Here is a 6785-nt window from a genome sequence, read left to right as displayed (position 1 = left end):
GTGGGTGAGTTCGATGACGTCGCCGAAACGGTAGGGGCGTGAGGCGGTGTCGTACTTGAGGAGCGCGCGCCCGGTGTACAGACGCCGTGCGGCGTCGGCGATTCCGCGCTTGAGCGGCTGCGGGATTCTGCGCCCGTGGCGAGACGTCCAGTACGCGAGCAACTCACCGGGTTCGTCGGCCCGTTGGAGGACGGCGGACACGGCCTGCCGTGAGAAGCCGACGGCGCCCGCCTCCAGCCTGGCCCGGACGAACTCGGCGGCGCCCACGAGGGAGGCGGTGCGCATGTGGGCCTCGGTACGCAGCCAGCCCAGCAGGCCGAGGGTCCATTCAGGATCGCTGACGGCGAGTTTGCGTACCAGCTGCTCGTAGCGCTCGTCGCGGGCGGCAGCGTCCTCGTAGAAGGTGTGATGGCCGACCATGTTGGCCACGGCCAGCAGGAAGAGTTCCATCTTGGGCGTGCGGGCGTAGGCGGCGCCGCCCTGGTGCGTACGATTGTGGAGTCGGTGCGCGGGCGGGGGCCGCAGGCCAGGTGCGGTGGCGGACGGCGGGAGCAGCCACCGGCCGTGGGTGGAGAGCGACGAGGTCGCTCCGCCAGCGGTCAGGCCCGGTATCTCCGCCTGGATCTCGCTCCTGGCTTCGGACTTGGCTCGCTGACGGTTGAAATGGGGCATGCAGAAGGTCCCTTGGGAGACGTTCCTGGAAGAAGGAGAGACGCCTTCCGAGATCAATAGTGGCACCGGGGTGGTGTTGCGTTTTCAGAAAGGAAGTAACCGGGGCACAGCGCATCGGAAGGCGTCGGACACGCACGCTAATCGAAGCGGCGAGCGGCCGCACGCGATTTATTGCCCGCGCTCCTCCCAGTCCGAGATCCCGCCTCTCGCCCCCGAGCAGGAGCCGCGTTGAGCGGGTGAGTGAGCAGTTCGTCGGGGAGGGTGCTTCGGCGCCACGCATGTCCGGAGTGGGGGAGGGGGCTCTGCCATCGGACTACCGGCGCATGCTCGCCGCCGTGCGGCGGGGTGCCGGATCGGTCATGGCCCGGCGGGTCGGCGAGATGCTGGGGGTGGACATCAGCGTGCGGGCCAGACTGGAGCCGCCGCGCGGGAAGCTGGTCAGGCTGGCCGACCGCGGTCGGCTGCGGAAACTGTCCGACGGCCGGTTCACCGCTCGCCTGTGACCAGGGGTCTGCCGCCCGGATGGCGCCCGTAGATCGAATTCCCCACCCCTCAGGCTGTTCCCCAGGTCTGCTCATCTGGGACGTCTTCCCTACCCGTGCGGCGGTCCGTACGACTTTGACGGTGCGGGAGTACGGGCGCGCGCCCCCGTGACAGAGGGGTTTGCATGTGCCGTAGCGGCATGTGGTCCAGTAGGCGGCAAGCACGACATTGAGAGGTTCCCTCGCATGCCCCTTCCTGCGATTCCCCGCCGGGTCAAGATCGGCGATGCCGCCGCGTTCGCCGGGACCACACCCCGCGCCATCCGCCACTACCACGCCATCGGGCTCCTCGCCGAACCGGAACGCGGCAGCGATGACCGGCGCCGCTACGGATACGACGACATGATCCGCCTGCTGTGGATCCGCAGGATGGCCGATGCGGGTATCTCCCTGGACGACATCCACGCCGCCTTCAAGGGCACCACCGGCATCGAGCAGTCCCTGGCCCGCTTGGAGGAGTCCCTCGCTTCCAAGGCTGCCGCCATCGAGGCCCAGCGGGCCGCCGTGAACCGTCTTCGCGAGGTGGGCAGCCCCCTGGGCCTGCTCTCACCACTGGTCACCGGCCGCCTGCGCGATCTACCGCCCGGAGCCCTGCGCTCCGCCGACCTCGATACCCTCCTGGTCACGGAGCGCATCCTCGGCCCTCTGGGCGCCGCCATCCAGGCCGACCGGTTCATCGTCCTGGCCACCCACCCCGAACTGCGGGCCGAGGAGGACCGACTGGCCGAGGCCGAGGCGGCCCTGGACGACACCATGTCCCCCGAGGACCCTCGCGTCGAAGACCTGGCCGCCCAGCGATGTGATCACGAGACCGCCCTGGCAGCCGCCATCGAAAGATCGGGCCTGGAGGAGGCCCTCAACGTCCTCCTGGACCGGGAGGACGAGCACGCCGGCGAGGAAGAAGACGGGGCGAGGACGAGCGTGATGGGGGCCATCGGCAAGATGCCGTACGACTTCTCCCCGGCCCGCGTCCGGTACGAGGAACGTGTCATCGAACTGTTTCACTCGGCCGATCAGGACGGCGGCGACACGGACCCACGGACCTGCTGACTGGCGCCGGCGCCCAGAGCGAGCCCGACAAGAGCAGCCCGGAGTGGTGCGGAGCGAGCGTAACTGCGGTGCCCCGGGCGGCCGTTGGAATTGTGTGGCGAAAACCGAAGAGTACGCCGAGGTCACCTGCCCGCTTGTCTACTGGTGCCGTCTGCCGCTGTCCACGTGCACCGTCGACCATCTCGCCGATCTGCTGCGCCGGCACATGAAGGCGATGCGGTGCAGGTGGCGGATCCTGCCGCCCGGGAAGATCGCAGTGATCGTCCTGGCCGTGCCGCGCCATGACCAGCGCCTGGTCGACATGGCCGCCGGCGGCAGCAACGTGTCCGAGTCCACCGTCCGCCGCCGGCGCGACGAGCTGATCACGCTGCTCGACGCCCAAGCTCCGCGCCTGGACCGCACCCTGAAGAAGGTCGCCAAGCGGGGCGGGGAAGTAGTTCTCATCGACGGCACCCTCATCCCCACCCAGCGCCGCACCGGAAGAGCCGGCTGGCGGAACCACTCCGGCAAACACCGCCATCACGGCCTGCACTTCCTCGCCCTCACCGACGAAATCTGAAGAACTGGCGGACTTTTACCAAGCCCCGCACCGACTCCGCCCATGCAACCCGCCTCCTGCGCGCCCTGCTCGTCCTGACGAACCTCGAAGTCAACAGCTGGCGGACGATCTTCTCCGCAGACTGCCGCCCACGACCAGCGTAAGAACTGCGGAACGTGTCCTTGCGGTTCTCCCACGACGTGGCCGCCGACCTCAAACCACCTGGCCAGGAGACGGCGGCACGGCCAGCTCAGGGGTGCTCGGCACGGGCGGCGCAGCTGACGCGGCCGACTGGATGCGGTTCTTCTCGGCGCGGTAGAGCCAGTAGGCGGCCCAGAAGCCCGTGACGCCGATCAGGACCATGGCGACGATCACCGGCCACTGCCACGGGTCGGAGACGTGCAGCGCGAGGAACCAGACCTTGTCCGTGGAGCCGCTGAGTTTGATGCCCAGCGGCGCCAGGCCCTGCGGGAACAGGCCCAGGATGCCGACGGCCATGGCCGTCCACAGGAGGGTCTGGCGTGCGGCGGACATCGTCTCGAACGGGGACTTGCCGGCCTCCTCCTCACTGGTGGCCGTCGAAGACGGGGTGCCCGAGCGCATCAGGTGCAGCAGTTCCGGGCCGTTGTCCCGCAGCTTCTTCGCCGCCACCGAGCCGAGCAGCACATGGCTGAGCACACCCGTGAGCAGGGCGACCGGGAGGCTCGCCCACAGCAGCGCGGGCTGCTCCAGCGCGTGGCCCACCCAGGCGACCCCGAGCGCGGGGCACATGGCCAGCGCGACCAGGAAGAACATCAGGAACGACTGGCCCGTGACGTCGCCGTGGTCCATCGGTGAGTTCTTGCTCTTGTGCGGGTCCGGGCCGGGCACCAGGACTGCGACGGAGGCCCAGATCAGCAGGCCGGAACCGCCACCGAGTGCGGCGAGGTTGCCCGCGAGCGCCCACGGCACCAGGTCGGGGTCACCGTGCACGAGCGATCCGGCGAGCGTCAGGAACAGCGTGAGCGGGCCGAAGACGACCAGCCAGGCGAGCTGGCGTGCGCGGACGTCGGCCTTCTCCTTCCCGGGTACCGTCAGGGTCAGCCAGAGCGCGGTGCCGTCCTGGCCGTAGAGGTTGGCGCAGGTCGCCGCGGCCATCAGCGCGCCGGCCGCGCCGACGAACGGGAACGCGGCGGTGAAGTCGAAGATCAGCGGGAACAGCGCGGTGATGACCGCGAAGGCCGGGCCGAGCACGATGCTCTGGGTGCGCATGGGGTCGCGCCACCAGGTGCGCAGCTCCTTGAGGTAGATCGTCCCCACGTCGCCGCGGAACAGCCGGGGACGCCGTACGGCCTCGCGTGCGGAGGAGCCCCGGACGACCGGGCGGGCCAGCCGCTGCGGTCCGAGGAGCGCGCTCCACGCGGCGAACAGCGCCGCCACCAGCACGGCCAGCGCGAGCAGCGGCCCGAACGTCCACAGCCAGTCGCTGCGGCCCGCCGCCTCGACGGCGAGCAGTCCCCAGCTGGAGGGCAGCGCCCGCACCACGGTGGAGAAGGTGGGCGGGAAGCCGTACTCCAGCAGTAGGTAGATCCCGATCATCAGGACCCAGGAGAAGGAGCACAGGGAGACGATCGCGGCGGTGACGGTCGCGGTGATGGCGCCGCCGATACGGGAGCGAGCCAGTGCGCGGAACAGCAGGGTGACCACACGAGACAGCAGCACCACTAGCAGCAGGAGCAGGACCACCGCGGGGACCGACACCAGGACGGCCTGCCAGCTCAGCCGGGCGGCGAAGGCGATCATCGCGCCGAACGCCAGCACGGTGATCGCGGTGGTGACGGCGACCAGCGCGGCGGCGAGCAGGCCCATGGCCAGGGTGCGGCGTGGGATCGGCTGGCGGTGGAAGTGCTCGCCGTTGAGGGGTGGTTCGCCCGCGAAGATCGGTCCGACGATCCAGCCCAGCGCCCACAGCGCGAAGGTGACCGCGAGGACGTCCATCAGCATCCGCGGCTGGGAGAAGTCGAGGAACGCCAGGATGACGGTGGTCACGGCGAGACAGATCCCGGCGGACCAGCCGAGGCCGCTCAGGGCCATCTTGGAGTCGGACGTGCTGTGGCGGAGCACGGCCAGTTTCATACGGATCAGGACGCCAACCACGACAGTCCCTCCCCGCCGCCGATCGTCACGCCGACCAGGTCGACGAAGGTCTCCTCCAATGTGCGGCCGCCACGCACGTCGTCCAGCGGCCCCTCCGCGACGACGCGGCCCCGGGCCATCACACCGACGGTGTCGCACAGCTCTTCGACGAGTGCCATGACGTGACTGGAGATCAGCACCGAACCGCCGCGGCCGACGAACCGCCGCAGGATCTGCTTGATGGTGGCGGCGGAGACCGGGTCGACCGCCTCGAAGGGCTCGTCGAGCACGAGCATCCGGGGGGCGTGCAGCAGGGCCGTGGCCAGGCCGACCTTCTTGCGCATGCCGGTGGAGTAGTCCACGACCAGGGTGCGTTCGGCGGGACCGTCGAGTTCCATGACGGCGAGGAGCTCGTCGGCGCGCTGGTCCACCTCGTCGGCGTTGAGGCCGTGTAACTGGCCGAGGTAGGTGAGCAGTTCACGGCCGGTGAGCCGCTCGGGCATGGCCAGCCCGTCGGGCAGGACGCCCAGCAGGCGGCGCGCCTTCAGCGGCTCCTCCCAGATGTCGACGCCGTGGACCTTGGCCGTGCCCGCGTCCGGTCTGAGGAGACCGACGGCCATCGAGAGGGTGGTGGTCTTGCCTGCGCCATTCGGTCCGACAAGGCCGTAGAAGGAGCCGGGCCGGACGGTGAGATCCACGTGATCCGCCGCCGTGTAGTCACCGAACACCTTGTGCAGGCCCGTGAGACGGAATGCGGGTTCCTCTCTCGCCGAGTCTCTGTCGGTCGTGTCCGTCACGCTCGTGTGCTGAGTTACGTCGTCCACCGCATTCCTTCTAGGGGAGAGACAGGGCGACCCGGCGGATCGCGGGCCCCTCAGGCCTGCTGGCTATCTTGCCAACGGCCCTGTTCTGCAAGCGATTTCACCTGTCCGGTGGGCCGGAGCGTGGTGGTCTGTTTTGCGTGTTCCGGGTTGAGGGCTGGGGGGTTGGTGCTCTGTCCGTGGTGGGTGGGTGGTTGGTTGGTTGGGGTGGGTTTAGAGGCCTGTGCCGCCGGAGGCGTCGATGTGTTGGCCGGTGATCCAGCGGGCGTGGTGTGAGGCGAGGAAGGCGATGATGTCGGCGATGTCTGTGGGGTGTCCCATGCGGCCGAGTGCGGAGAGTGCGGCGTGGGTTTGTTCGTTTTCGGGGGTGTTCCAGCGTGGTTTGTTGAGGCCTGTTTTGGTGTAGCCGGGTGCGACGGAGTTGACGGTGATCTGGTGGGGGCCGAGTTCTTTGGCGAGGGTGTGGGTGAGGGCGTGGAGTGCGCTTTTGGCCATGGTGTAGGCGAGGGAGGTGGGGTGGCTGATGCGGGTGGCGGCTGAGGTGATGTTGATGATGCGGCCTGCTGGTTGCAGGCGTGTGAGGCCTTGTTGGATGAGGAAGAGGGGGGCTTTGGCGTGGACGTTGATGAGGTGGTCGAAGTCGTGGGGGGTGACGTCGGTGATGTTGCCTTGGATGTTGAGGCCTGCGTTGTTGACGAGGATGTGGAGGGCGGGGGGTTCGCCCAGTTTTTCGAGGCCGGTGTCGAAGCGTTCGTAGAGGGTGCGGATGTCGTCGGGTGTGCCGAACTGGGTCTGCAGGGGGAAGGCGCGTCCGCCGTCGTCGGTGATCTGCTGGACGGTGCGGCGGGCGGAGGTCTCGTCGCGGGCGTAGTGGACGGCGACCAGTGCGCCATCGGCGGCCAGGCGGCGGGCTACGGCCCGGCCGATTCCTCGTCCTGCGCCTGTGACCAGGGCTGTTCTGCCGTTCAGTGCGGTCATCGTTTTTTTACCTCTGCTCGGTCGGTGCGGCGGGTGGTGGGGGTCTTGTCGGGGAGTCTGCCGTATGGC

The 6785-nt window shown here is 69.0% G+C and carries 6 protein-coding genes and 1 pseudogene; 3 read left to right on the top strand and 4 right to left on the bottom strand.

Annotation, left to right across the window (positions count from 1 at the left end; genetic code table 11):
* Positions 1 to 672: pseudogene (locus P1P70_RS37370) on the bottom strand (TROVE domain-containing protein); the annotation flags it as partial.
* Positions 673 to 908: 236 nt separating this feature from the next.
* Here P1P70_RS37370 and P1P70_RS37365 point away from each other — a divergent pair.
* The 3 genes from P1P70_RS37365 to P1P70_RS37355 all read left to right on the top strand — a co-directional run bounded on the left by P1P70_RS37365 (position 909) and on the right by P1P70_RS37355 (position 2823).
* Complete coding sequence (locus tag P1P70_RS37365; RefSeq protein WP_319245687.1) at positions 909 to 1175, top strand: hypothetical protein; 267 nt, start codon at positions 909 to 911, stop codon at positions 1173 to 1175.
* 225 nt (positions 1176 to 1400) lie between these two features.
* A complete protein-coding gene (locus P1P70_RS37360) occupies positions 1401 to 2264 on the top strand; it encodes a MerR family transcriptional regulator (protein ID WP_319245686.1) in 864 nt (287 codons plus the stop codon).
* Between the two features lie 94 nt (positions 2265 to 2358).
* On the top strand, positions 2359 to 2823 hold the full coding sequence (locus P1P70_RS37355; protein ID WP_319245685.1) for a hypothetical protein: 465 nt from the start codon (positions 2359 to 2361) through the stop codon (positions 2821 to 2823).
* Between the two features lie 192 nt (positions 2824 to 3015).
* Here P1P70_RS37355 and P1P70_RS37350 read toward each other — a convergent pair whose 3' ends face one another.
* The 3 genes from P1P70_RS37350 to P1P70_RS37340 all read right to left on the bottom strand — a co-directional run bounded on the left by P1P70_RS37350 (position 3016) and on the right by P1P70_RS37340 (position 6716).
* Positions 3016 to 4938, bottom strand: a complete 1923-nt coding sequence (locus P1P70_RS37350; protein WP_319245683.1) for a hypothetical protein — start codon at positions 4936 to 4938, stop codon at positions 3016 to 3018.
* Positions 4923 to 5714, bottom strand: coding sequence for an ABC transporter ATP-binding protein (locus tag P1P70_RS37345; protein ID WP_319245682.1), 792 nt, complete (start codon positions 5712 to 5714; stop codon positions 4923 to 4925). Before P1P70_RS37345 ends, P1P70_RS37350 begins: the two co-directional genes overlap by 16 nt.
* Positions 5715 to 5951: 237 nt before the next feature.
* The gene (locus P1P70_RS37340; RefSeq protein WP_319245681.1) at positions 5952 to 6716 is read right to left on the bottom strand and encodes an SDR family oxidoreductase; all 765 of its coding nucleotides are present in this window, start codon (positions 6714 to 6716) and stop codon (positions 5952 to 5954) included.
* Positions 6717 to 6785 lie beyond the last annotated feature (69 nt).

The organism is Streptomyces sp. MB09-02B (genome assembly GCF_033794485.1).
GTDB lineage: Bacteria > Actinomycetota > Actinomycetes > Streptomycetales > Streptomycetaceae > Streptomyces.
This window is presented reverse-complemented; position numbering and strand designations above follow the sequence as displayed.

Coding starts and splice junctions, on each gene's coding strand:
- P1P70_RS37360 (WP_319245686.1), top strand. CDS start 1,401: ATGCCCCTTCCTGCGATTCCCCGCCGGGTCAAGATCGGCGATGCCGCC.
- P1P70_RS37340 (WP_319245681.1), bottom strand. CDS start 6,716: ATGACCGCACTGAACGGCAGAACAGCCCTGGTCACAGGCGCAGGACGA.